We start from the raw sequence: 23875 nt of genomic DNA on the forward strand, positions 1-23875 counted from the left end.
TATCCGTAGCGGGAAAAGGCGGACCGCTGGCGAACCCGCGCATCGATCAATCGAGCGGTGGCACCGCACCATCCCGCAACATCTTGACGAGCCTTGCACGTCGCTTCTCGAGATCGGCGATCTGGCGGTCGATCGCTTCGAGGCGTTCGCGCTGGACGTCGGTGATCTGGTCGCACGAGCGGGCGCCGTCGATCAGCAGCATGCAGTCCGGAAAGCCGCGAATGTCGTCGAGGGTGAAACCGGTCGCGATCATGCGCTGAATCTGCTTGACCTGCGTCACAGCCTTGTCGGGAAACAGGCGATAGCCGTTGTCCGCGCGCACCGATGCGAGCAGGCCGTGCTCGTCGTAGTGCCGGATCGAGCGCACGCTCGCGCCGGTGAGCTGCGCGAGTTTGCCGATGGTCAGCAGTGGCTGGGTAGGCGGATTTTTCATGAAGGGCAGGTTAGCACGATCCGCTTGACTCTTACATCAGTGTGAGGGTTGAGACTGGGCGTCCGTTCATGCCTGGAGGAAAACACCATGGATACCCGCGTGCTGATGCGCTGGCTGATTGCCGTGATCTGGTGGGCGATGCCGTTCGCGTGGGCGTACGACGCGGCCGCCGCGCCGCTGAGCTATACCGTGACGTCGACGGACGGCGTGAAGCTGGCCGTTCAGGAAAGCGGCGACCCGGACGGCGTTCCGGTCATCCTGATTCACGGCCTGCTCGGCAGCCGCCTGAACTGGGACGCGCAGGTCCAGAGCGCCGAACTGCGCGGCTTCCGGATCATCACGTACGACCTGCGCGGCCACGGGCTGTCGGACAAGCCGTCCGGCGCGCAGCCGTATCGCGACGGAACCCGCTGGGGCGACGATCTCGCGGCGGTCATCGACGGCACGCATGCGCGCAAACCGGTCGTGGTCGGCTGGTCGCTCGGCGGCGTGGTGATCTCGAACTACCTCGCCCAATACGGCGACCGCGCGATCGCGGGCGCGGTGTACGTCGACGGCGTGGTCGAGCTTGCGCCGGGCCAGATCGTCGATCATCCGGACGTGTACCGCGACATGAATGCGGCGGATCTGAAAACGCATCTCGACGGCGAGCGGACTTTCGTCGGTCTGTGCTTCAACCGCCGGCCGGATGCCGCGACGTTCGAGCGCTTGCTCGCCAACGCCGCGATGGCGTCGTGGGACATGCAAAAGGCCATCCCGACGATGTCGGTATTCGCCGCCGCGGGGCTCGGCCACGCGCGCGTGCCGCTGCTGTTCATCTACGGCGGGCGCGACGCGCTGGTCGACACGCAGGCGACGCTGGCTCGCGCGGCCGCACTGAACTCACGCATCGTCAGCAAGGTGTACGCGGCATCCGGTCACGCGCCGTTCATCGAGGAAGCCGGGCGGTTCAATCGCGATCTGGCCGCGTTCGTCCGGTCGGCGTCTGCGCAATGAAGTGGCGACGTCACGCCGGCGTGACCGGGATGCCAGTGGTGTCGCGTGCCTCACGATCGTGAAAGCGCTGGAACGCATCGATCAGCCGCGCGCGCTGCGCGGCCAGCGACGGATCGCGCCGATCGCGCGGCCGTGCGACGTCGACGTGGAGTTCATCGTCGACGCGGCCCGGGTTCGGCGCGAGCACCAGCACGCGATCGCCGAGATACAGCGCCTCGTCGAGATCGTGCGTGACGACGATCGCGGCCATCCGGTGCCGATGGACGACCTCGAGCAGCAGCGTCTGCAAGCGCATCCGCGTGATCGCGTCGACCGCGCTGAACGGCTCGTCGAGCAGCAGCAGATCCGGCTCGCCGAACAGCCCGCGCGCGATCGCGGCTCGCTGCGCCATGCCGCCCGACAGCGTCGCCGGCAGCTGCCGCGCGACGCCGGCCAGGCCGACCTCGTCGAGCAACCGCGCGACGCTCGGATCGCGTCCGCCCCGCGCGCCGGACGCGAAACCGACGTTGTCCGCGATCGACAGCCACGGCAGCAGCCGCGGCTCCTGAAAGATCACGCCGACGCGCGCGGACGGCCCGGCCAGCGCGCTGCCATCGAGCGTCACGCTGCCGCGGAAGTCCGGGTCGAGGCCCGCGACGATCCGCAGCAGCGTGCTCTTGCCGCACCCGCTCGGGCCGACCACGCAGACGATTTCGCCTCGCGCGACCTGCAACGCGATGTCGGCCAGGATCGTGCGATCGCCATACAGCTTGCGGGCGATCCGCAGGTCGAGCAGCGGCGCGGCGATGCCGGCGGCCGGGCGGACGGAAGGGGAGGCGCTCATTTGCCGCCCTGGCGCGCCGCGCCGTCGAACGCATCGCGCCAGCCGAGCCAGCGCGACTCGATGCGACGCATCGCGCCGTCGGTCAGCTTGCCGAGCAACGCGAGCAGCAGGATCGCGCCGAACACGAGATCGGGGCGTCCGGTTTCGCGGCCGTCGCTCAGCAGGAAGCCGAGGCCGCGCGTGGCCGCGATCAACTCCGCGGCGACCATGAACATCCACGCGAGGCTGAGGCCGGTCCGCAGGCCGGTGACGATCTGCGGCAGCGCGGCGGGCAGCAGGATCCGGCGGAACAGCGCGAGCGGGCCGAGCCGGTACACCGCGCCGAGCTCGACGAGCTTGCGGTCGACGTCGCGAATGCCGGCGACCACCGCGAGATGAACGGGAAAGAACGCGCCGATCGCGATCAGCGTGATCTTCGGCGCTTCGTCGATGCCGAGCCACAGCAGCAGCACCGGCACCCACGCAAGCGACGGAATCGCGCGCAACGCCTGGAACGTCGGTTCGAACAGCGCATCGACTCGGCGGCTCAGGCCCATCGCCGCGCCGACGACGAGCGCGAGGCCGGCGCCCGCCGCAAAGCCGGCCGCGACGCGCAGCGTGCTCGCGCCGACGTGACGCGCAACCCGCGTGACGCCCATTCGCGCGAGCGTATCGAGAATCTCGCTCGGCGCCGGCACGAGATGTTCGGGCAGCCAGCCGCGCCGCACCACGAACTCCAGCAGCACGAGCGCCGCGAACGGCAGCGCGAGGCCCGCGACTCGCCACGCGCGCAGCGGGTCACGTCGGGCCGCACGCGGCGGCGAAGCGGGTTGGCGGGACGCGCGCGCGTCGCCGCGCGCGGTGGTGTCCGTCATCGGCGTCACGCTCAGTGCGACGCCGCGACGATCGGGCGCGCGAACGACGGATCGAGCAGCGTATCGACGATCTTCGCCGGATCGACGCCCGGCTTGGTCAATTGCTCGGCCGTCAGCACCGGCGCGGCGGCCTTCAGCGCCGCGCGCTGCGTGTCGCCCGGCACCGGGTCGCTGAAGTCGTTGCGCTGAAGTTGCAGCTTCGCGACCGGCAGCGACACCTTCGATTCGTCGGCGACGATCTGCGCGGTTTCGGCCGGATGCGCGCCGATCCACTGGCGCGCACGGTCGTAGACCTTCAGCACGCGCGCGACCGCCTGCGGATACTGGCTGGCGAACGCATCGCGCACGTTCAGGAAGCCGTACGTATTGAATGCGACGTTGCGGTACAGCAGGCGCGCGCCGTCGTCGAGCTGCGCGGCGGCCATGTGCGGATCGAGCCCGGCCCACGCATCGACCTGGCCGTTCGCGAGCGCGGTGCGGCCGTCCGGATGCTGCAAGTTGACGATCTCGACGTCGTCGCGGGTCAGGCCGACCGTGTGCAGCGCGCGCAGCGTGAACAGGAACGGATCGGTGCCGCGCGTCGCGGCGATCTTCTTGCCTTTGAGGTCGGCGAGCGAACGGATCGGCGAATCCTTGCGCACCACCAGCGCCGTCCATTCGGGGCGCGAGAACACGTAGACCGTGTGGATCGGGTTGCCGTTCGCGCGCGCGAGCACCGACGCCAGCCCCGCGGCCGAGCCGAAATCGACCGCGCCGCTGTTCAGGTATTCGAGCGCGCGATTGCTGCCGAGGCTCAGCACCCAGCGAATCGACGTACCGTCGGCCTTGAATTCGTCGTCGAGCCAGCCGAAGTGGCGGATCACGAGACTCTCGGGCGAGTAGTACGCGTAGTCGACGCGGATTTCAGCGGGCGTCGCCGCCTGCGCGTGTATCGACGCGAGGCCGGCAAGCGCGGCAACGACGACGGCCGCGGATTGCCACACGCGGGACCAGAACGACTTCATCGGGAATTCTCCGGAAGAGCGGCAACGCGCCGCGAACAGGCAGGGTAGTGGGCTACTGTAACGAAGCGCAGGCGTTCCGTTAACGAAGAAATCCGCGATTGCACATGCACGCTGCTGCTAAGCGCCTCTGCCGCGCAACTTTATGACGCACGCCGATTAATTTATCGGTTTATATCGCTTGGGATTGCCGGATCGAGGGAACAGAATTTCCGTTGCCGGAACCCGGCTGCAGCGGGGCCGCATGCGCTCGACGCCGCGACGGTCGCGAAGGCGCCTGCCCGGTTCCCCGGCTTTACGATCACCTTGCCGTGCATTCGGCATCAAACTAAGGAATCCGATGAGTTCGATCGATCTAGGCTCAGTCACGCCGGTTTCTTCCCCCATCCGCTCGGCGAGCGACGTCGCGCGCCTGATCAATACGGTGGACAGTTCGGTGAGCCACGCACGGATGATCGTGCTGCTGGCGCTCGGCGGCGTGTTTCTCGATGCGTACGACCTGACGACGCTGTCGTACGGCATCGACGACGTGGCGCGCGAATTCGGCCTGACGCCCGCGCTGACCGGGCTGGTCGGGTCGGCGATCATGATCGGCACGATCTTCGGCAGCCTGGTCGGCGGCTGGCTGACGGACCGGATCGGCCGCTATCAGGTGTTCATGGCCGACATGCTGTTCTTCGTGGTCGCGGCGATCGCGGCCGGGCTCGCGCCGAATGTCTGGGTGCTGATCGCCGCGCGCTTCGTGATGGGGCTCGGCGTCGGCATCGACCTGCCCGTCGCGATGGCGTTCCTCGCCGAATTCTCGAAGTTCAACGGCCGCGGCAACAAGGCGTCGCGGCTCGCTGCGTGGTGCCCGATGTGGTACGTCGCGTCGTCGGTGTGCTTCCTGCTGATCTTCGGGCTGTATTTCCTGCTGCCGGCCGAGCATGCGGGCTGGCTGTGGCGCGCGTCGCTGATCTTCGGCGCGGTGCCGGCGCTCGTCATCATCCTGTTCCGCAACCGCTTCATGAACGAGTCGCCGCTGTGGGCCGCGAATCAGGGCGACCTGGCCAATGCCGCGCGCATCCTGCGCGAATCGTACGGCATTCACGCGCACGAAGCGGACGATGCGGGACGCGAGCCGAGCCCGCCGCCGGTGCGGATTCGCGTGCTGTTCCAGCGTCCGTATCTGGGGCGCACGATCGTCGCCAGCGTGATGAACCTGTGCATCCCGTTCGAATACACGGCGATCGCGTTCTTCCTGCCGTCGATCCTGTCGCAATTCCTCGGCGCGGGCGTATTCGAGACGATCGCGGCGTCGCTCGCATTGAACGTGCTGTTCGCGTTCACAGGCGGCTTGCTCGGTATGCGACTCGCGTATCGCTATCCGTCGCGTCATGTCGCGATCGCGGGGTTTGCGCTGCAAACGGTCGCGCTCGTCGCGCTGGCGCTGGCGGGGCATCCGCACGGCGCATTGGCGGTCGGCGTCGTGCTGCTGATGCTCGGCACCTGGCTGTTCGCCGAAGGTTTCGGGCCGGGCGCGCAGATGATGATCTATCCGACGCTGTCGTATCCGGCCGCGATCCGCGGCACCGGCGTCGGCTTCGGGCGGTCGCTGTGCGGCATCGGCCAGGCACTCGCGCTGTTCGTGCTGCCGATCCTGCAGGCGCGTCTCGGCACCGACATGTTTTGGGTCGTCGCGATCAGCGCGGTCACGCCGATCGTGTTCCTGCTGATCATTCGTTATGAGCCGACGGCGAACGACGTCGACGACGAAAGCGTGGCGTAACCATCGACCCTGGGGGCGCTCGTTGTCCCCCGGCAAATACAAACGGCTTCGTCAGACTGCACGAAGCCGTTTGTACTGAAGCCGGCCGCCGCGTGAATGCGGACAGACCGGCTTCGACGTCGCCCAACGCTACGCGCTCACCGCTTCCCGCTCGGCCGCGCGCTTGACCTGTTCGATATCGCGAAACTGCGCGGCCGGATGCTCGTCCGGCAGCCGCGCCGATCCGCCGAAGAGTTTTTCGCGCAGCGTGCCCGGCGCATACGCGGTCGGATACACGCCGCGCCGCTGCAACTCGGGCACGAGATGGCGCACGACGTCCTCGAAGGTTTCATGCGCGACCGCATACGCGAGATTGAAACCGTCCACGTCGGTCGCGGCCACCCATTCCTGCAGGATGTCCGCGACGGTCGACGCCGACCCGACGAACACCGGGCCCATCCCGCCGATGCCGCCCCAGGCCGCCAGCGCCTCGATCGTCCACGCGGTGTCGCCGCCCGACAGGTGCTCGACCGCCGACACGATCGCATTCGTTTCGACGCGCCTGACCGGATCGGTCGGCGCGTACTGGCCGAAGTCGATGCCGGTCCAGCCGGACATGAACACCAGCGAGCCGTCGTACGACACGTAGCGCCGATACTCGTCGAACTTCGCTTGCGCCTTCTCGTCGGTCTCGTCGACGATCACCGTGACGAGGTTGTAGATCAGCACCTTCGCCGGGTCGCGCCCGGCGGCCGCGGCCTGCGCACGTACGTCGGCCACATAGCGCGCAAGCTGGTCGCGGGTCGGCGCGGCGACGAACACGCATTCGGCGTGCTGCGCGGCGAACGCCTTGCCGGGGCCCGACGCGCCGGCCTGGAACAGCACCGGCGTGCGCTGCGGCGACGGCTCGCACAGGTGATAGCCGGGCACGTCGAAGAAGCGGCCCTTGTGGCCGATCTCATGCACTTTCTCCGGATGCGTGAACACGCGGCCGTCGCGATCGCGCACCACCGCGCCATCTTCCCAGCTGCCTTCGAACAGCTTGTACAGCACTTCGACGTACTCGGCCGCGACCGCGTAGCGGTCGTCGTGCGTGCGCAGCCCGTGATCGCCGACGTTCTTCGCGCCGCTCTCCAGGTACGACGTGACGATATTCCACGCGAGCCGGCCCTTCGTGTGGTGGTCGGCGGTCGACAGCCGGCGCGCGAACGTGTACGGATGCTCGAACGTCGTCGACGCGGTGATGCCGATGCCGAGATGCTCGGTCGCCATCGCGATCGGCGCGGCGAGCTGCAGCGGATCGTTGACCGGAATCTGCGCGGCCTGGTGCAGCGCGTGATAGTTGCTGCCTTTGTACACGTCGTAGTAGCCGATCACGTCCGCGATGAAGATCGCGTCGAAGATCCCGCGTTCGAGCACGCGGGCGAGGTCGGTCCAGTAGTCGAGATCCTTGTACTGCCACGAGCGGTCGCGCGGATGCGCCCACAGGCCGGGCGACTGGTGGCCCACGCAGTTCATCTCGAACGCATTGAAGCGGATGGTCTTGCTCATTGCGCGGCCCCCGTTTCCGCGCTGGCGCCCGCATGGGCGTCCGCACCGTTGCCGACGCGCCACACGAACGGCGGCGTGCGGCCGTTGATGATCCAGTCGCCGACGATGCGCGCCTTGTAGACGAGCGGATTGTGCGACGACACCGTGCGCGCGTTGCGCCAGTGGCGATCGAGCGCGGTCGTGCTGCGGGTCGCCGACGCGCCGAGCGCGTCGAACAGGCGCGTCGCCGCGCGCAGCACGAGTTCGGACACGACGAGCTGGCTCTGCGCGGATTCGATTTCGGCCGCGACGTTCGCGGCCTGCTCGGCCGCTTCGTCGCCGCCGAAGCGCGCTTCGTACGCGTGCTGAAGCGGCTGCGCGGCGCGCAGCGCGAGCGCATCGGCCGCGTAGGCCCATGACGCGATCTCGCCGATCACCTGCTGCAGCTGCGCGTCGTCACCCGCGCGCGGCGCATTGCCGTGGCTGTACACCCGTGTGCGGTTGCGCACGAGTTCGCCCGCGTCGCGCACGATCGCATGGCCGATGCCGGCCAGCGTCGCGACGTGGAACAACTGATAGAACGCGGTCTGGTACTTGAAGCGGCGCGCGAAATCGATCACGTTGTCCGCATCGACCGCCGCGTCCTCGAAACGCGTCGTACCGCTGCCGGTGGTCGTCTGGCCGAAACCGTCCCAGTCGTCCTCGCGGATCACGCCCGGCTGCGCGGTCGCGACGGCGACGATCACGTCGCTGCCGTCGTGCGCGCGCTGCGCGAACACGTCGATCCAGTCGGCGAACAGGCTGCCGGTGCTGTAGAACTTGCGGCCGTTCAGCACGAGCCGGCCGTTTTGCTCCGATACCTTCGTGACGGTCTGGCCGAGCGGCACGTCGCCGGCTTCCGACCATGCATTGCCGACCAGCTGGCCGCTCGCGAAGCGGTCGAACCAGGTCGTGCGTTGCGGGCCGTCCGGTGCGTTCAGCCAGTCCTCGACGAACGCGAAATGTCCGCGCAACGCCTGCGGCAAATTGGAATCGGCGGCGGCCAGCTCGGTCAGCAGCCGGAACAACTGCGGCAGCGACGCGCCGGCGCCGCCCGCGCTCGCCGGCAGCCGTATCGCGCCGAAGCCCGCCGATTTCAGCCAGCCGATCGCCTCGTGCGGCAGTTCGCGGCGGCGTTCGCGTTCGGCGGTGCCGGCGGCGATACGCTCGAAGATCGGCCGGAACCGGCTCGCGAGCGCATCGTAATCGGTACCGGTGGAAAGGTCGGGGGCTGCGTGCGACGAAGTCATGCGGGTTTCCTCGAAGGGCGTGCGCCGGGAGCCCAGTATAGGAAGCGCGAAGCGGGCGTTCCAATAACGGATTCTCGGATCGTTATCGTCGCTGCGTATTACCGCGACTGCGACCGCAACCACGCGGGGACGCATCGACGTTCATGCATCCGTTGCGACGTCAAAACGCCGTTCCACCTGCGTCAGGCGCGACGTCGTTTGTTCTCCCAAGGAATATCGTTCCGAGAATCGCTCGGTTTTCCGGCCCGCGCGGCGCTGCTAGATTGAATGCTTTCGCCATTCGACAGGAGAGCCCGATGTCAGACACGAGCGCGACGATTCAGGAGCGGCCGGCCGATGCACACCCGCAGGTGGCCCGCGTGATCGCCGACGACGCTGAAGCGATCGCGGCCGCGCATGCGCTGGCGCAACGCCTCGCGCAAGGCGCCGCCGAGCGCGATCGCGACCGCCGCCTGCCGCGCGAGGAAATCGAATGGTTCTCGCAGTCGGGGCTGTGGGCGATCACGGTGCCGAAGGCATACGGCGGCGCAGGCGTCTCGCACGTGACGCTCACCGAGGTGATCAAGATCGTCGCCGCGGCCGATGCGTCGCTCGGGCAGCTTCCGCAGAATCATTTCGGGTTGATCGACGTGATCACGCTCGTCGGCACCGACGCGCAGAAGCGGCATTTCTTCGCCGAAGTGCTGAGCGGCAAGCGGTTCGGCAACGGGTTCTCGGAGAAGGGCACGAAGCACGTGCTCGACCTGAAGACGCGCGTGCGCCGCGACGGCGACGACTACGTCGTCGACGGCACGAAGTTCTACTCGACCGGCGCGCTGTTCGCGCATTACGTGCCGGTGCTCGGGCTCGACGACGCGCAGCAGGCCTGGCTCGCGTACGTGCCGCAACCGACGCCCGGGCTGACCGTGATCGACGACTGGTCGGGCTTCGGCCAGCGCACGACCGCGAGCGGCACGGTCGTGCTCGACGCGGTGCGCATCCCGGCGTCGCACGTGCTGCCCGCGCAGCGCGTGTCGGACGTGCCGACGCTCAACGGCCCGCTGTCGCAGATCATCCAGGCGGCAATCGACGCCGGCATCGCGAAGGCGGCGATCGACGATACGCTCGCGTTCGTGCGAACCCGCACGCGGCCGTGGGTCGACAGCGGCGTCGAGCGGGCCACGGACGATCCGCTGACGATTCGTGAAATCGGCCGGCTGCACATCCAGCTGCATGCGGCCGACGCGTTGCTCGAACGCGCGGCGCGCACGCTCGACGAGATCGCGGCCAAGGGCGACGTGACCGAGGACGACGTCGCGCGGGCGTCGGTGGCGGTCGGCGAAGCGAAGGTGCTGACGACCGAGGTCGCGCTGCTCGCGGGCGAGAAGCTGTTCGAGCTGGCCGGCACGCAAGCGACGCTCGCCGAGCACAACCTCGACCGCCATTGGCGCAATGCGCGCACGCATACGCTGCACGACCCGGTGCGCTGGAAATATCACCTTGTCGGCAACTACTACCTGAACGGCGCGCGCCCGGCGCGCCATGCGTGGAATTGAACGTCAGCGCCCGGACGCCAGCAGCGCGCGGGTCAACCCCCGCGCGATGCCGTCGAGCGCGAAACCCAGCGCGCCGATGACGACGATCACCGCGGTCAGTTCCGCATACGCGAGCCGGTCGCGCGTATCGAGGATCAGGTAGCCGAGGCCCGCGTTGACGCCGAGCATCTCGGCCGGCACCAGCACGATCCACAGGATGCCGATCGCGAGCCGGGTGCCGTTGAGCAGCGGCCCCGCGATCGCGGGCAGCACGATATGGACCAGCAGCTCGCGGCGGGTGGCCGCGAGGCTTGCGCCGAGCTGCAGCCAGCGCCGGTCGATCTGCTTGACGCCGGCCGCCGTGCTCATCAGCACCGGCCACAATGCGGCGAACCCGAGCAGGAAGTAGATCGCGCGGTCGCCGATGCCGAACGACATGACCGCAAGCGGCATCCACGACAACGGCGACACCATGCGCAGGAACTGGAACGTCGGCGACAGCATCCGCTCGACCCATTGCACGCGGCCGAGCAACAAGCCGAGCGGGACGCCGGCCAGCAGCGCCGCGCCGAGCCCGACGCCGATGCGTCGCAGGCTGACGAGCGCGTGTTCGAGCAGATGATCGTCCGCGCATAGCGAGCGCAGGCTGGCGAACGCGCTGTCCGGCGCGAACTGCCGGCCGAGCGAGCCAGGCTCGGTCAACGCATGGATCGCGGCCCACCAGACCGCGACCGTCGCCACGAGCCCGGCCACGCCGAGCCAGCCCGCGGCCGCAGGTGCCGGGGAACGGGCGCCGCCGGTCCGGCGCGTGCCGGGTGCGGACGAGCGGCGGGTAGCAAGCGCATCAGACAACGACGATCTCCTCGCGGCGGAACCCGCCCGATTGACCGAACGCGGTCAGCCCGCCGACCGCGTCGATGCTCTTGCGCACGAACCGGTCGTCGACCAGGTCGCGGGCCGCGAACGCCGGATCGAGCGACGCGAGGAATGTGCTGTCGCCGTCGACCACCGTCCGCTTCAGCCGCTGCACCAGCGCCTCGGTATAGCTCGGGAACGGATACGGCTGGAAGTCGATCCGCTTCGCGTGCCAGTCGGCGTGGCGGATCGCGCCGCTCGCCCGATAGGTGTCGGCCAGCGACGCCGGCGGCACCAGCACGCGGTCCAGCGATGCGAGCGTGTGCGGCGAATAGCGGTGCGTGCCGTCCTTCGACAGCAGTTGCGCGGTTTCCTGCGGATGCGAGCGCGCCCACAGCTGCGCCTTCACGATCGCGTTGACGACCTTTTGCGACCACGCGGGGCGCTGCGTCAGATCCTGCTCGTGCATGAACACGACGCAGCACGCATGGTTCTTCCACACATCGCCGGTGAAACGCAGGATCTTGCCGATCTTCATCAATTCCGCGGTCGCGTTGAACGGCTCCGCGACGATATATCCGGCGATCTGGCGCGCGGCGAGCGCGGGCAGCATGTCCGACGGCGCCATGACGACGAGGTTGACCTCGTTCGCCGCGGGCGTGCCGCGCCGCTTGAGCACGGGGACGAGCCCCTGCCCGCGCAGCATGTCCTGCAGCACGACGTTGTGAATCGAGTACCAGAACGGAACCGCGACGGTCTTGCCGCCGAGATCGCGCAGCGAGTCGATGTCGGGCGCGACCGTCAGCCCGGAGCCGTTCACGTGATTCCATGCCACCACCTTCGCCGGCGCGCGGCTGCCGTAGCGCGCCCACAGCGTCATCGGCGACAGCAGGTGCACGACGTTGACCTGGCCGGACAGGAACGCCTCGACGAGCTGCGCCCAGCTACGCAGCAGCTTCGGTTGCTCGACCGTCAGCCCTTCGGACGCGAAATAGCCGTTGTTGTGGGCGACCAGCAGCGGGGCCGCGTCGGTGATCGGCAGATAGCCGATGCGAACCGGCGCATCCGGCTCGGCCGCGGCGTGCGCGTTGGCCATCGACAGCAACGGGGCGGCACCCGTCGCGGTGAACAGGGCCGCGAGCTTCAGCCATTCGCGGCGCGACATCGGAATCTGGCACATGGATAGGGAGGTCAGTTCAAGGGATGGGGTTCGGACGCGTGCGGGCGCTTCATGCCGGCCTGCAACGCCTTCAGGATGTCGATGCGCATCGTGCCGAGTTCGCTGACGAACGCGTCGCGCGGATGCGGGTAATCGACCTGCCACGCGTCGATGAAGCGGCCTTGCGTGCCGAGCAGCACGATGCGATCGGCCACCAGCAGCGCCTCGTCGATGTCGTGGGTCACGAGCACCGTCGCGCAGCGCGTCGTCGACACGATGTTCACCAGCAGCTGCTGCATCGCCGCGCGCGTGACTTCGTCGAGCGCCGAGAACGGTTCGTCGAGCAGCAGCGCGTGCGGCCGACGCGCCAGTGCGCGCGCCAGCGCCGCACGCTGCGCCATCCCGCCGGAAAGCTGGGCCGGGCGCAGCGACGCGGCGGCGTCGAGCCCGACCGCGCGCAGCGCCGAGCGGACGCGTTCGCGTTGCTGATCGCGCGTGAGGCGCTCCTGATGCGCGAAGGCAAGCCCGAACGCGACGTTCCGTTCGGTCGACAGCCACGGCAGCAGGCACGGGTCCTGGAACGCGATCGCGATCCTCGGGTGCGGGCCCTGCAGCAGCGCGCCGTCGACGGATACGGTGCCGGATTGCGGCCGCTCGAGCCCGGCCAGTGCGCGCAGCAGGCTCGACTTGCCGGTCCCGCTCGGGCCGATCAACGCGACGATTTCGCCGCGCCCGACCGACAGCGACACGTCGGCAAGCACGGTCGTGCGCGGCTCGTCGCCGTAGCCGAGCGTCAGGTGACGGGCGTCCAGCAGCGGGGGCGTCATGCGGCGATGCTCCGCGCCTGCGCGGCGAGTTGCGCCTTCAACTGCACCACGCTCGGCGTGACGATCGGAATGAACGCCGCTTCGCGCCAGCGTCGCTCGAAGCCGAGCCCCGCATCGCGCAGATAGCCGCGCCCGCCGCTCGCCTCGAGTTCGAGGTTCACGGCGGTGGCCACTAGCGTCGCGAGCGCGATACGCAGCTCGAACAGGCGGTTCGGATGCAGGCGCAGGCTGCCGTCGGCGATGCCGGCCGACAACTGCGAGCACGCGGCGGCCAGTTCGGCCGCGCACGATTCGACTTCGGGGCCGAGAATGCCGCGCGTCGTCTCCGCCGCGCGCCGCGCTTCGGCCAGCGAGCGCCGCGCGAGCCCGATCGACAGCCCGCACTGCAAGCCGAGGAATGCCGGTCGTACCGCGGGCAGGAAGGTTTGCGCATCCGGATGGATCAGCCAGGCGGCGTCGCTCGGCACGGCGTCGAGATGCAGCGCGGCGGTGTTGCTGCCGCGCAGCGCGATCAGGTCGAGATCCGTGCTGCGGGCCAGGCCGCGCGCGTCATCCGGAATCGCGACGATCGCGGACGGGCGGCCATCGTCGAACGCGACGGCTGCCGCCACCACGAACCGTTCGGCGCGCAGGTTCGTCACCCACGCCATCCTGCCCGTCAGCCGCCAGTCGTCGGCGCTGTCCGCGTGCCGCGTCGCGTCGATCTGAAGCGACTCGATGCCGCACAGATACTTCATCGCGTTCGACAGCCCGCTGGCGCCAGCGCAACGGCCGTCGAGCAGCGCCGGCAGCCAGCGCGCGCGCAGTGCGGCGTTCGGGCTTTGCAACAGGTACTCGATGAAGCTGCGCTGGCCCCACAGCACGAATGCCGCGGTCAGCGAATGCTCGGCCACCGCGGCGATGCCGGCAATGGCGTCCGCGGTGGTGCCGCCGGCGCCGCCGAGGCCCGCCGGCACGCCGATCCGGAACAGTCCGGCCGCCGCGAGGCGCGGCACGACTTCCGCTTTCAGCGCGGCGCGCGTGTCGAGCGACGTGGCGTTCGCGTCGAGCCAGTCGACCAGCGACGCGTCGAGTTCGGGCGCCGTCAGGCGGCCTGTGTCCGGGGTTCCCATCGGTATGCCGCCAGTTCGGGGTTGAGTTCGTTGCGCGACAGGTTGTTCGCGAAGTTGCACAGCGTCGCGAGGCTCACGCCCAGCACCACTTCGAGCGCGTTCGCCTCGGTGAAGCCGGCGGCCAGGAACGCGTCGAGCGCGTCGTCGGGCACGCCGCCGCGCGTCGCGATCACGGCGCGCGTGAATGCGGCGACGGCGTCGAGCCGCGGATCGGCGACCGGTTCGCCGTCGCGCAATGCATCGACGTCGGCGTGGTCGACGTGGGCCTTTTTCAGCGCCGCCGCGGTGTGTCCGGCCACGCAGAACGCACAGCCGTGGACGGCGGCCGCGGTGATCTGCACGGCTTCGCGCTCGGCGAACGTGAGGCCCGCGCGGCTGTTGATCTCCGCGACGGTCAGATAGGTTTCGAGCGCGACCGGCGCGTTCGCGAGCGAGCGCACGAGGTTCGGCAGGAAACCGTTCGCGCGCTGCGACTTTTCCAGGAATGGCTGGCTGGGCGCGGGGGCGGTTTCGATGGTGGGCAAGGGCAGGCGGCTCACAGGATTCTCCGGAGGGGCAGTGAGATCATTGTCGAGGCGGCGCCCCCGCCGGACAATGCGCGAACATCCGCGATTCCTGTGCGTTCGTCCCGCGCCGCGCGTTCCGCCGTCGCGCCGTCTCCGGCTAGTGCAGGCGCGCCGCCGATGGCGACGCAGGGCCGCCGCGCCGCCATGCGCCGGGCTGCATGCCCATCGTGCGCTTGAACGCATGCGCGAACGCCGATTCCGACTGATAGCCGACCAGTTCACCCGCACGCGAAATCGGCAGGCCTTGCTGCAACAGGTCCGCCGCGAGTCGCATCCGCACCATCGTGACGAACTGCATCGGCGGATGGCCGGACGCTTCGCTGAAGTGCTTGCAGAACGCGGTGCGCGACATGTTCGCGAATGCGGCCATCGAGTCGGTGGTCCACGCGTCGGCGGGCGCATCGATGATCGCGGCGACGAGCGTGGCGAAACCGGTCCGCTGCATCAGCGACGCGAGGCCGCTGGCCACGGTATCGTGCCCCGCGGCATCCCGCACCGCATAGAACAACAGCAGTTCGACCAGCTTGTCGATCAGCGGGGAGGGCGCGTCGACGCCATGGCGGCCCTCGGCGCGAATCAGGTCGAACAGCCCGTGGATACCGCGATAGGCGTCGTCGCCGCGCCGCACGATCAGGTACTCGGGAAAGAGCGACACGATCGCGCGCGACACGGTGGAGCGGAATTCGATGAAGCCGCAGGCGAGCCCGACGCTGCCGTCGACCGACGGGTCGAGCGGTTGCATCGACCCGCGTCGCTCGAGCGGGCGGCCGCCCGCGACCGCGCAGGCCTGCGGGTCGACCGGGCTCGGCGACAAGCCGTGCGGCACGTCGCGCAGCAGAAAGACGGCTTCACCGGCGGTGACCGGGATGCTGTCGCGCCCGTCGGCGAAATGCAGCCACGCCGATCCGTGCAGGATCACGTGGAAGCTCGCTTTCGCACGGCCGGCGGTGGACGCCTGCCAGTCGCCGCAATACTGGCCGACATGAAAAAGCTGGCTTCTCGGCTCCAGGCTGGACAGCAGCCAATGGACGACCTTGTCTGTTTGCGCGGACATTCCGATGCTGGAGGATGGGTGACGCGCCCATGCTACGGGCTGCGCCGCGCCGCTCAAACCAACGAATCGTAGAAAGCATTTTCCTGTTTCAGCGATCGCCTCGTTGCCCCGGCTGTGCGCGTGACGGCGTGAATCCGCAGGGGGAAAGCCGACGCGAGCAAGCGGGGCCGCGTGGCGAAGCGTCGGCATTCGCGCCGGTTCCCGCCAAGCGACGCTGCCGTCCGCCCCGCGCTACGCGTGAACGCCGACCCGATACCGCGTGGTCTGTCGATAGACGGTGCCCGGACGAACGATCACGTCGTCGCGCAGGCCGTCCATGTTGACCTGGTCCGGAAAGCCGCCGGCCTCGACGCACAGCGCCGCGTGGCGTGCGCACCGCGTGCCGCCGCTCACGCGCACGCCGTCGAGATAGTTGCCCGTATAGAGCTGCAGGCCGCGCTGATCGGTCGACACGATCAACTCGCGGCCGCTTTCCGGATCGTAGACGCGTGCGACGGGCCGGACTTCGCGCGCGCCGTTGCCGACGACGAAGCAATGATCGAAGCCGCGCGCCCGCGCGAGTTGCGCATGCGGCCAGTCGAGGCGCGCGCCGAGCGGCGCGCTGTGCCGGAAATCGAACGCCGTGCCCGTCACGTCGGCCGTGCCGGTCGGGATCAGCGCGTCGTCCACTTCGAGGAACGCGTCGGCGTCGATGTGCAGCAGATGGCCGCGCACGTCGCTGCCCGCGCGTCCGTTCAGGTTGAAGTAGCTGTGATTCGTCAGGTTCAGCGGCGTCGGCGCATCGGTCCACCCCGCATAGTCGATCGTCAGCGTGCCGTCGTCGTCGAGCGTGTAGCGCACCTGGACGCTCACGTTGCCGGGGAATCCCGCATCGCCTTCCGGCGAATCGAGCCGCAGCGTCAGGCCGCCGCCGTCGTCGATCACGTCCCACCGCGCGCGATGAAACCCGTTCGCGCCGCCATGCAGCAGGTTGCCGTTCTCGTTGCGGTCGAGCAGGTAGTCGACGCCGTCGAGCGTGAAGCGGGCGCCGGCGATCCGGTTTGCCCATCGGCCGATCGTCGCGCCGAGGTAGACGCCGGATTCGACGTACTCGGCCGGCGTGTCGTGCGCGAGCACGATATCGGCGAAGCGTCCCGTGCGATCGGGCGCGAGCCACGACACGACGGTCGCGCCGAGGTCGCTGACGACGACACGCATCCCGTGCGCGTTGCGCAGCGTATAGCGCCGCACCGGCTCGCCGTCGGGCAACGTGCCCCACGGCTCGGCGTGCACGCGTGCGACGCCGCGTGTCAGGTAGGAGGAATCGGTATCGATATGCATGAGTGGAGGTCGGATGGGCGGCGGGCGTCAGGGCGTGGCGGCCGCGCGTTCCTGATATTCGCGCGGCGTGCAGCCGAGTTCGCGCCTGAACACCGCATACATGTACTGAAGCGACGTGAACCCGCAACGGATCGCGACTTCGGCGCTGCTGGCCTGCCGGCCGGCAAGCAGCGCCTGCGCGGCTTCGAGCTTGTGGCGCAGGATCTCCTGGTGCACGGTGCGCTGCAGTTCGCGCCGGAAGTGCTCCTCGAGCAGCGAGCGCGACACGCCGACATAGTCGGCGACCTGTTCGGTCTTGATCCCCTGGCACGCGTACTGGCGGATGAAATGCCGCGCACGCATCACGTGCGGGCTCGCCAGCGGCTGGTGGCGCGTCGATTCGAGCACGTTGATGCCGACCGGCGGCACGAGAATGCGCTGCCCGGGAAAGCGCGCGCCGCGCAGCATCCGGTGCAGCAGGTGCGCGGCGGTGCGGCCCATTTCCTCGGTGCCCTGGATCACCGACGACAGCGGAATGCGCGTCAGCGTGCGCGTGAGCGGATCGTTGTCGATGCCGATGATCGCGACCTGTTCCGGCACCGCGAGGCCGGCGATCAGGCACGCCTGCAGCAGGTGCCGCGCGCGCGCATCGGTCACCGCGATCACGCCGACGGGCTTCGGCAGCGCATGCAGCCAGCCGATCAGTTGCTCGATCGCGTGATTCCAGCCCGACGCGCTGGTCGACAGCCCGCGGTAGATCGGTGCGTCGAGCCCGTCCGCGCGCGCGAGCCGGTCGAACGCCAACTCGCGCTGCTGCGCCCAGCGGTTCTCCTGCGCGACCGGCAGGCTGTACATCGCGAAATGCGCGAGCCCGGCGCCGATCAGGTGCGTGTACGCGAGCGACACGAGCTTCGGGTTGTCCGTCGCAATATATGGGACGCCGTCCGGGTACTGCGTCGGGTCCTCGTACGACGATCCGATCGCGACGATCGGCAGCGGCGAGCCGGCGAGCGCGTCGGCCACGGCCGGGTCGTCGAAGTCGGCGATGATGCCGTCGCCGTCGAAGCGCTCGATCCCGGTGAGCCGGCAGCGGAAGTCGTCTTCGAGGAACAGGTCCCACACGACGCGCGTCGTGTGCAGGTACTGGCCGATGCCGCTGATGATCTCGCGGTCGTAGACCTTGTTCGCGTTGAACAGCAGCGCGATGCGGTGCGGTGTCTGGGCGGAAGGGGCGCGTGTCATCTCGGTGTCGGGCGAGCGCGTCGGGGGCGCCGTGCCGTTGTCTCCGGGGCGCGCTCGCGGAGGCGGCGCGCGGTGGTCTGGTGACGGCGATTGTAGGACGGAATGCGTACCGTACGAGCGCCGCTGGCAAGAAACATCAAGCGGGCTGCGCAATTTCGCAATTGCCGGCCGGCAGGCGCGCGGGCACGATCCAGCCAACCGAATTCGGCCGCGCGCGTCGCCGCGACGCGCGTTGCGCTGCAACAAGAACCCGCACGGAGACGCCATGTCGTATTTCGAACATATTCCCGCGATTCGCTACGAAGGCCCGCAGTCGGACAACCCGCTCGCGTATCACCATTACGACCCCGACAAGCGCGTGCTGGGCAAGACGCTCGCCGAGCATCTGCGGATCGCGGTCTGCTACTGGCACACGTTCGTGTGGCCCGGTCACGACATCTTCGGGCAGGCCGCGTTCCGGCGGCCGTGGCAGCAGCCGGGCGATGCGCTCGAGCGGGCGCGGATGAAGGCGGATGCGGCGTTCGAATTCTTCACGAAGCTCGGTACGCCGTTCTATACGTTCCACGACACCGACGTCGCGCCGGAAGGCGACAGCCTGCGCGAATACGCGGCCAACTTCGCGCGGATGGTCGACTATCTCGGCGAGCGCCAGCAGGCAAGCGGCGTGCGGCTGCTGTGGGGCACCGCGAACCTGTTCTCGCATCCGCGCTTCGCGGCCGGCGCCGCGACGAACCCGAACCCCGACGTGTTCGCGTGGGCCGCGACCCAGGTATGCCATGCACTCGACGCGACCCATCGCCTCGGCGGCGAAAACTACGTGCTGTGGGGCGGGCGGGAAGGATACGAGACGCTGCTCAATACCGACCTGAAGCGCGAGCGCGACCAGTTCGCCCGCTTCCTGTCGATGGTCGTCGAGCACAAGCACCGGATCGGCTTCAAGGGCGCGCTGCTGATCGAGCCGAAGCCGCAGGAGCCGACCAAGCACCAGTACGACTACGACGTCGCGACCGTGCACGGCTTTCTCGTGCAGTACGGACTGCAGAACGAGATTCGCGTGAACATCGAGGCGAACCACGCGACGCTCGCCGGTCACTCGTTCCATCACGAGATCGCGAACGCGTTCGCGCTCGGCGTGTTCGGCAGCGTCGACGCGAACCGCGGCGACCCGCAGAACGGCTGGGACACCGACCAGTTCCCGAACAGCGTCGAGGAACTGACGCTCGCGTTCTACGAGATCCTGCGTCACGGCGGTTTCACGACCGGCGGGATGAACTTCGACGCGAAGGTGCGCCGCCAGAGCATCGATCCGGAAGACCTGTTCTACGGCCACGTCGGCGCGATCGACGTGCTCGCGCTCGCGCTCGAACGCGCGGCGGTGCTGGTCGAGAACGACCGACTCGATGCGTTGCGCCGGCAGCGCTATGCGCAATGGGACGACGCGTTCGGCCGCAAGATCCTGGCGGGCGGCTATACGCTGGAGTCGCTCGCGGCCGACGCGCTCGCGCGCGGCGTGGACCCGCAACATGCGAGCGGCGCGCAGGAGCGGCTCGAGAACATCGTGAACCAGGCGATCTACGGGTTGCGCTGACGCGATGCCGCGCAGGTGGCCGGCAACGGTCGCGCTGCCGGGCTTTGCAGTGACTCGATGCGGGCGGCGCATGTCGGCTGCCGCCCGGCGTTCGTGAGGTGGTTCCATAACAAGGAGTTTGGAGACATGAAATCCGTAACGCGTCGTACCGTATTGAGTTCGCTGGCCGGCGCCGCCGCGCTCGCGATCCTCGCGCTGGGCACGCCGCTCGCCCATGCGAGCAAGGACAAGCCCGAGATCGGTTTTTGCATCGACGACCTGCGCGTCGAGCGCTGGTCGCGCGATCGCGACTATTTCGTCGCGGCCGCGACGAAGCTCGGCGCGAAGGTATCGGTGCAGTCCGCCGATGCGAGCGAGGCGCGGCAGATTTCGCAGATCGAGAACCTGATCTCGCGCGGCGTCGACGTGATCGTGATCGTGCCGTTCAACTCGAAGACGCTCGGCAACGTCGTCGCCGAGGCGCGGAAGGCCGGCATCAAGGTCGTGTCGTACGACCGCCTGATTCTCGATGCGGACGTCGACGCGTACATCTCGTTCGACAACGAGAAGGTCGGCGAGCTGCAGGCGCAGGGCGTCTTCGATGCGAAGCCGAAGGGCAACTATTTCCTGCTGGGCGGCGCGCCGACCGACAACAACGCGAAGATGCTGCGCGAAGGACAACTGAAGGTGCTGAAGCCGGCGATCGACCGCGGCGACATCAAGGTCGTCGGCCAGCAGTGGGTGCCCGAATGGAGCGCATCGACCGCGCTGCGGATCGTCGAGGATGCGCTGACCGCGAACAACAACAAGATCGATGCGATCGTCGCGTCGAACGACGGCACGGCCGGCGGCGCGATCCAGGCGCTCGCCGCGCAGCATCTGGCCGGCAAGGTGCCGGTATCCGGGCAGGACGCGGATCTGGCCGCGGTCAAGCGCGTGATCGCCGGCACGCAGACGATGACCGTCTACAAGCCGTTGAAGCTGATCGCGAGCGAAGCCGCGAAGCTCGCGGTCGATCTCGCGAAGGGCGCGAAGCCCGCGTTCAACGCGCAATACGACAACGGCAGGAAGAAGGTCGATACGGTGCTGCTGCAGCCGACGCTGCTGACCAAGCGCAACGTCGACGTCGTCGTGAAGGACGGCTTCTATACCCAGGCCCAGCTGGCGAGCCAGTAACGGCGCGACGCGCGGGCGGCGCTTCACTAGCGCGCCCGCGCGCATCCTGCGAGGCATGAACGAATGACGGAACCCTTGCTGACGATGCGCGGCATCGTCAAGGCATTCGACGGCGTGAAGGCGCTCGACGGCATCGACCTCACCGTGCGGCCCGGCGAATGCGTCGGGCTGTGCGGCGAGAACGGCGCGGGCAAGTCGACGCTGATGAAGGTGCTGTCGGGCGTCTATCCGCACGGCACGTGGGACGGCGAAATCCGCTGGGAAGGCGCGCCGCTCGTGGCCGCCGGCGTGCGCGACACCGAGCGGGCGGGCATCGCGATCATCCATCAGGAGCTGATGCTCGTGCCCGAGCTGTCGGTCGCCGAGAACATCTTCCTCGGCAACGAGATCACGTTGCCGGGCGGGCGCATGCACTTCGCGGCGATGGTCCGGCGCGCCGAGGCGTTGCTGCACGAACTGCGGATCGACACGATCAACGTCGCGCAGCCGGTGATGAACTACGGCGGCGGCCACCAGCAGCTGATCGAGATCGCGAAGGCGCTGAACAAGCACGCGAAGCTGCTGATCCTCGACGAACCGTCGTCGTCGCTGAGTGCGTCGGAGACGCGCATCCTGCTCGACATCGTGCGCGATCTGAAGCGCCGTGGGGTGGCGTGCGTCTACATCTCGCACAAGCTCGACGAGGTGGCGGCCGTGTGCGACACGGTCACCGTGATCCGCGACGGACGCCACGTCGCGACCGAGCCGATGGCCGCGCTGACCACCGACCGGATCATCGCGATGATGGTCGGCCGCGAGATCCGCGACCTGTATCCGCGCGAGCCGCACGAGATCGGCGACGTCGTGCTCGACGTGCGCCACGTGACGTGCCGCGACGTGACGAACGCGCGCCGCAAGCGGGTCGACGACGTGTCGTTCAGCGTGCGGCGCGGCGAGATCGTCGGCGTCGCCGGGCTGGTCGGCGCGGGGCGCACCGAGCTGATGCAGGCGATCTTCGGCGCGTATCCGGGCGCGTGCACGGCCACCGTGACGATGAACGGCAAGCCGCTGTCGATCCGCTCGCCGGCCGACGCGATCCGCGCCGGCATCGCGATGGTGCCGGAGGACCGCAAGCGCCACGGCATCGTGCCGCAGCTCGGCGTCGGCCACAACATCACGCTCGCGGTGCTGCGGCGCTTCGCAGCGCGCGGGCGGATCGACGCGGCCGCCGAGCTCGATACGATCCGCACCGAGATGCAGCGGCTGTCGGTGCGCGCAGCGCACCCGTTCCTGTCGATCGCGAGCCTGTCGGGCGGCAACCAGCAGAAGGCGGTGCTCGCGAAGATGCTGCTGACCGAGCCGCAGGTGCTGATCCTCGACGAACCGACGCGCGGCGTCGACGTGGGCGCGAAGGCGGAGATCTACCGGCTGATCTTCGCGCTGGCCAGGCGCGGCGTCGCGCTGATCGTCGTGTCGTCGGAATTGCCGGAGGTGCTCGGCCTGGCCGATCGCGTGCTGGTGATCGGCGAGGGCGAGCTGCGCGGCGATTTCGTCAACCAGGGCCTCACGCAGGAACAGATCCTCGGCGCCGCGCTGAAGCCCGCGCGGCTGCCCGCCGAACCCACTGCAGCGAGCGCGATATGAATTCCGAACTTTCTTCCTCGACCCCGGCGACGCCGGATGCAGGCGCCGGCCGCGCGCCGCGGCTGCCATTGCGCCATGTCTTCACGCGCTACAAGGTGCTTGCGCTGCTGTTCGCGGTCGTCGCGATCTGGGCGTTCTTCTCGGTGCTGACGGACGGCGCGTTCGTCACGCCGCGCAACGTATCGAACCTGCTGCGGCAGATGTCGATCACCGGCATGCTCGCGTGCGGCATGGTGTTCGTCATCATCGCGGGCGAGATCGACCTGTCGGTCGGCTCGCTGCTCGGGCTGCTCGGCGGCGTCGCCGCGATCCTCGACGTCAACCGTCACTGGTCGGTCGCGGCGACGGTCCCGGCCGTGCTCGCGCTCGGCGTGCTGATCGGGCTTTTCAACGGCTGGTGGTCGACCTATCGGCGCGTGCCGTCGTTCATCGTCGGGCTCGGCGGGATGCTCGCGTTTCGCGGCATCCTGCTCGGCGTGACGGGCGGCTCGACGATCGCGCCCGTGTCGGACGGCTTCGTGTTCATCGGGCAGGGCTATCTGCCGCGCGTCGCCGGGGACGCCCTCGCGGTCCTGCTGTTCGTGGTCGCGACGCTGCTGGTGGTGCGGCAGCGCGGCACGCGGCGGCGCTACCGGCTCGCGGTCGCGCCGCTGTGGCAGGACGTCGCGAAGATCGTCGGCGCCGGGGCGGTGCTGTTCGCGTTCGTCGCTACACTCGACCGTTATGGCGGTATTCCGGTGCCCGTGCTGCTGCTGCTCGCGCTGCTCGGCGTGTTCTCGTGGATCGCGACGCAGACGGTATTCGGCCGGCGCATCTATGCGGTGGGGTCGAACCTGGAGGCGACGCGGCTGTCGGGTGTGGACACCGATCGCGTGAAACTCGCGATCTTCGCGCTGATGGGCCTGATGTGCGCGTTCGCCGGCCTCGTCAACACGGCGCGGCTCGCGGCCGGGTCGCCGTCCGCCGGCACGATGGGCGAGCTCGACGCGATCGCCGCGTGCTTCATCGGCGGCACGTCGATGCGCGGCGGATCGGGCACCGTCTACGGCGCGCTGATCGGCGCGCTCGTGATGGCGAGCCTCGACAACGGGATGTCGATGCTGGACGTCGACGCGTACTGGCAGATGATCGTCAAGGGCGCGGTGCTGGTGCTGGCGGTGTGGATCGACGTGGTGTCGCGCTCGAACCGGCGGTGACGGGCCGCTGGT

Annotated in this window: 21 protein-coding genes; 7 read left to right on the top strand and 14 right to left on the bottom strand. The window is 68.9% G+C overall.

The features are described 5' to 3' along the window. Window positions 1–46: 46 nt before the first annotated feature. On the bottom strand, window positions 47–433 hold the full coding sequence (locus H0X95_RS16195; RefSeq protein WP_006483333.1) for a MerR family transcriptional regulator: 387 nt from the start codon (window positions 431–433) through the stop codon (window positions 47–49). An 87-nt stretch (window positions 434–520) separates the two neighbouring features. Here H0X95_RS16195 and H0X95_RS16200 point away from each other — a divergent pair, with 87 nt between their 5' ends. Further along, the gene (locus H0X95_RS16200) at window positions 521–1429 is read left to right on the top strand and encodes an alpha/beta fold hydrolase (protein ID WP_006483331.1); all 909 of its coding nucleotides are present in this window, start codon (window positions 521–523) and stop codon (window positions 1427–1429) included. 10 nt (window positions 1430–1439) lie between these two features. On the opposite strand, the gene H0X95_RS16205 is transcribed toward H0X95_RS16200, so the two are convergent. From H0X95_RS16205 to H0X95_RS16215, 3 genes are read right to left on the bottom strand one after another with little or no spacing between them, the layout of a single operon-like run. Next, window positions 1440–2252, bottom strand: a complete 813-nt coding sequence (locus H0X95_RS16205; RefSeq protein ID WP_058903916.1) for an ABC transporter ATP-binding protein — start codon at window positions 2250–2252, stop codon at window positions 1440–1442. Beyond that, window positions 2249–3106: an ABC transporter permease gene (locus H0X95_RS16210; RefSeq protein WP_059723118.1), complete on the bottom strand. Its 858-nt coding sequence runs from the start codon at window positions 3104–3106 to the stop codon at window positions 2249–2251. The genes H0X95_RS16205 and H0X95_RS16210 overlap by 4 nt, the downstream gene beginning before the upstream one ends. An 11-nt stretch (window positions 3107–3117) precedes the next feature. Next, window positions 3118–4110 (bottom strand): aliphatic sulfonate ABC transporter substrate-binding protein, encoded by a 993-nt coding sequence (locus tag H0X95_RS16215; protein WP_059723049.1) that lies wholly within the window; start codon window positions 4108–4110, stop codon window positions 3118–3120. Between the two features lie 337 nt (window positions 4111–4447). Here H0X95_RS16215 and H0X95_RS16220 point away from each other — a divergent pair, with 337 nt between their 5' ends. Beyond that, a complete protein-coding gene (locus H0X95_RS16220; RefSeq protein WP_059723045.1) occupies window positions 4448–5875 on the top strand; it encodes an MFS transporter in 1428 nt (475 codons plus the stop codon). Between the two features lie 129 nt (window positions 5876–6004). Here H0X95_RS16220 and H0X95_RS16225 read toward each other — a convergent pair whose 3' ends face one another. Further along, window positions 6005–7405 carry an LLM class flavin-dependent oxidoreductase gene (locus H0X95_RS16225; RefSeq protein ID WP_006483335.1) on the bottom strand — a complete coding sequence of 467 codons (1401 nt, stop codon included), beginning with the start codon at window positions 7403–7405 and terminating at the stop codon, window positions 6005–6007. Next, window positions 7402–8673 (bottom strand): acyl-CoA dehydrogenase family protein, encoded by a 1272-nt coding sequence (locus H0X95_RS16230; RefSeq protein ID WP_012493722.1) that lies wholly within the window; start codon window positions 8671–8673, stop codon window positions 7402–7404. Before H0X95_RS16230 ends, H0X95_RS16225 begins: the two co-directional genes overlap by 4 nt. A 296-nt stretch (window positions 8674–8969) precedes the next feature. Here H0X95_RS16230 and H0X95_RS16235 point away from each other — a divergent pair, with 296 nt between their 5' ends. After that, entirely contained in the window at window positions 8970–10208 is a 1239-nt protein-coding gene (locus H0X95_RS16235) for an SfnB family sulfur acquisition oxidoreductase (RefSeq protein ID WP_059723042.1), read from the top strand. 3 nt (window positions 10209–10211) lie between these two features. Here the strand turns inward: H0X95_RS16235 and H0X95_RS16240 are convergent, their stop codons facing one another. From H0X95_RS16240 to H0X95_RS16275, 8 genes are all read right to left on the bottom strand, one after another. Continuing rightward, window positions 10212–11039 (bottom strand): ABC transporter permease, encoded by an 828-nt coding sequence (locus H0X95_RS16240; RefSeq protein WP_059723040.1) that lies wholly within the window; start codon window positions 11037–11039, stop codon window positions 10212–10214. After that, window positions 11032–12222 (bottom strand): ABC transporter substrate-binding protein, encoded by a 1191-nt coding sequence (locus H0X95_RS16245; protein ID WP_059723037.1) that lies wholly within the window; start codon window positions 12220–12222, stop codon window positions 11032–11034. Before H0X95_RS16245 ends, H0X95_RS16240 begins: the two co-directional genes overlap by 8 nt. A gap of 11 nt (window positions 12223–12233) precedes the next feature. Next, window positions 12234–13028, bottom strand: coding sequence for an ABC transporter ATP-binding protein (locus H0X95_RS16250; protein ID WP_059723034.1), 795 nt, complete (start codon window positions 13026–13028; stop codon window positions 12234–12236). Beyond that, complete coding sequence (locus tag H0X95_RS16255; RefSeq protein WP_058903923.1) at window positions 13025–14140, bottom strand: acyl-CoA dehydrogenase family protein; 1116 nt, start codon at window positions 14138–14140, stop codon at window positions 13025–13027. Before H0X95_RS16255 ends, H0X95_RS16250 begins: the two co-directional genes overlap by 4 nt. Continuing rightward, window positions 14113–14679, bottom strand: a complete 567-nt coding sequence (locus H0X95_RS16260) for a carboxymuconolactone decarboxylase family protein (protein WP_006489008.1) — start codon at window positions 14677–14679, stop codon at window positions 14113–14115. Before H0X95_RS16260 ends, H0X95_RS16255 begins: the two co-directional genes overlap by 28 nt. A gap of 124 nt (window positions 14680–14803) precedes the next feature. After that, window positions 14804–15760: an AraC family transcriptional regulator gene (locus H0X95_RS16265; protein WP_058903924.1), complete on the bottom strand. Its 957-nt coding sequence runs from the start codon at window positions 15758–15760 to the stop codon at window positions 14804–14806. A 231-nt stretch (window positions 15761–15991) separates the two neighbouring features. Next, window positions 15992–17080 carry an aldose epimerase family protein gene (locus H0X95_RS16270; RefSeq protein WP_034203488.1) on the bottom strand — a complete coding sequence of 363 codons (1089 nt, stop codon included), beginning with the start codon at window positions 17078–17080 and terminating at the stop codon, window positions 15992–15994. 27 nt (window positions 17081–17107) lie between these two features. Beyond that, complete coding sequence (locus H0X95_RS16275) at window positions 17108–18301, bottom strand: XylR family transcriptional regulator (RefSeq protein ID WP_006483281.1); 1194 nt, start codon at window positions 18299–18301, stop codon at window positions 17108–17110. 265 nt (window positions 18302–18566) lie between these two features. Between H0X95_RS16275 and xylA the strand changes: the two genes are divergently transcribed. From xylA to H0X95_RS16295, 4 genes are all read left to right on the top strand, one after another. Then, a complete protein-coding gene (gene xylA, locus H0X95_RS16280; protein WP_006483287.1) occupies window positions 18567–19889 on the top strand; it encodes a xylose isomerase in 1323 nt (440 codons plus the stop codon). A gap of 126 nt (window positions 19890–20015) precedes the next feature. Further along, the gene (gene xylF / locus H0X95_RS16285) at window positions 20016–21044 is read left to right on the top strand and encodes a D-xylose ABC transporter substrate-binding protein (RefSeq protein WP_006483304.1); all 1029 of its coding nucleotides are present in this window, start codon (window positions 20016–20018) and stop codon (window positions 21042–21044) included. Window positions 21045–21107: 63 nt separating this feature from the next. Continuing rightward, window positions 21108–22667 carry a D-xylose ABC transporter ATP-binding protein gene (xylG, locus tag H0X95_RS16290; protein WP_059723028.1) on the top strand — a complete coding sequence of 520 codons (1560 nt, stop codon included), beginning with the start codon at window positions 21108–21110 and terminating at the stop codon, window positions 22665–22667. Next, the gene (locus H0X95_RS16295) at window positions 22664–23863 is read left to right on the top strand and encodes a sugar ABC transporter permease (RefSeq protein ID WP_059723026.1); all 1200 of its coding nucleotides are present in this window, start codon (window positions 22664–22666) and stop codon (window positions 23861–23863) included. Before xylG ends, H0X95_RS16295 begins: the two co-directional genes overlap by 4 nt. The last annotated feature ends 12 nt before the right edge of the window (window positions 23864–23875 follow it).

The sequence above is a fragment of the Burkholderia sp. 9779_493 genome (assembly GCF_015712215.1).
Taxonomy (GTDB): Bacteria; Pseudomonadota; Gammaproteobacteria; order Burkholderiales; family Burkholderiaceae; genus Burkholderia; species Burkholderia cenocepacia.